The organism is Desulfovulcanus sp., from assembly GCF_982781345.1.
This window is the reverse complement of record NZ_CEYAEZ010000169.1, coordinates 1-1274: the sequence shown is the minus strand read 5'-3', so window position 1 is coordinate 1274 and position 1274 is coordinate 1. Positions and strand designations below refer to the sequence as shown.

Here is a 1274-nt window from a genome sequence, read left to right as displayed (position 1 = left end):
CATAGTTTCTTCATAAGGGCTTTCTCCGCGTGTCACATCAAACGAAACATGAAGGCGGTCATATATTTTCTGAATACTTTTCTTGCTTACATCGACTACGTCCTGCCAAAAAGCTCGTATTTCTCCATCACCGGCCTCAAGCCTGCGAAAAGCGTCTCTGGCCTCATCATCCAGAGACGGAATGCGTTCTATCTCTTCATGAAAACGCACGTACAAACCAAGAAGCTCATCAAGGGTGTACTCAGCGATTGCTTTCCCGCTCCCCCATCTCTTCATCGCAACAAACAGCTTGCCGAATTGCGTCCCCCAATCGCCGATATAGTTCCATGTAACTACGTTGTAACCAAAATGGCGGTACAAATTGGCAACCGCCTGGCCTATGACTGTACCAAGCAGATGATGCACGCCCAGTGGTTTGGCAATATTTGGCTGTGAGTACTCCACTATAACAGGCGGCCCATCGCTGCTTTCGCGCTTTTTACACGCGGCGCGCACGCTATCGAGGCTTTTAAGGCGCGCATCATGTGTCAGCTCTATATTCAAAAAACCCGGCCCGGCAACTTCCACCTTAGCTATGTCCTCCACGTCCCCAAGCGCATCGATCAAATTTTTTGCAATTTCCTGCGGCGGCTTACCAACTTTTTTACTCACCTGCATAGCTATGCTTGTGGTGAGATCACCATGCGACGCATCCGACGGAGGAGCAAGGACAACATCTGTGCTCAAGCCGTAGGCATCGTTCAATTTTTCGCCGATTAGAGTGGCAAGCGAGCTGTACAAATTGAGTGTTCAAAAGTAGCGCAATATAAAAAGGAAAAAGCACTATGTCGAGCTTTGTAATTCACTTCATATTGATCACACTATGTATTCATGTCTTGAACACACTTTTTATGCACCATCGTCCACCATTTATTTACTATGCCGCTCTTCTTTGATTTTTGTGGCAGTTCTTTTTCGACACACAGGACAATATTTCACATAGTCATTTTTGGTCGGTCCAAAATCCTTCCATGTCACATTTGCTTTCTGCCTATGCAGACGCACAGTCGCATTTCTACGATTGCATTCCTTGCAAAACCTCCAGACTTTCAGTTTTGTCCGTGAGGGAAATAGAAAAGAGGACTGGTATTCAAATATCCTGCTGCAAGTTAAGAGGAAAAGGGACAAAACCCCAGCCTATAAACCTAAAAGGAAGGATGATCAAATCGATGAAATTGCGATTTGACTACTAGGCGTAGGGCTAGTGTGCAATAAAGTGAATGAGCAAGTACCCG

1 protein-coding gene is annotated in these 1274 nt (G+C 45.8%); it reads right to left on the bottom strand.

The window, feature by feature from the left end:
- Nucleotides 1-780: arginine--tRNA ligase domain-containing protein (gene argS / locus AC3WVG_RS11995; protein ID WP_488798351.1), on the bottom strand; the 780-nt coding region annotated here is incomplete at its 3' end.
- Between the last annotated feature and the right edge of the window lie 494 nt (nucleotides 781-1274).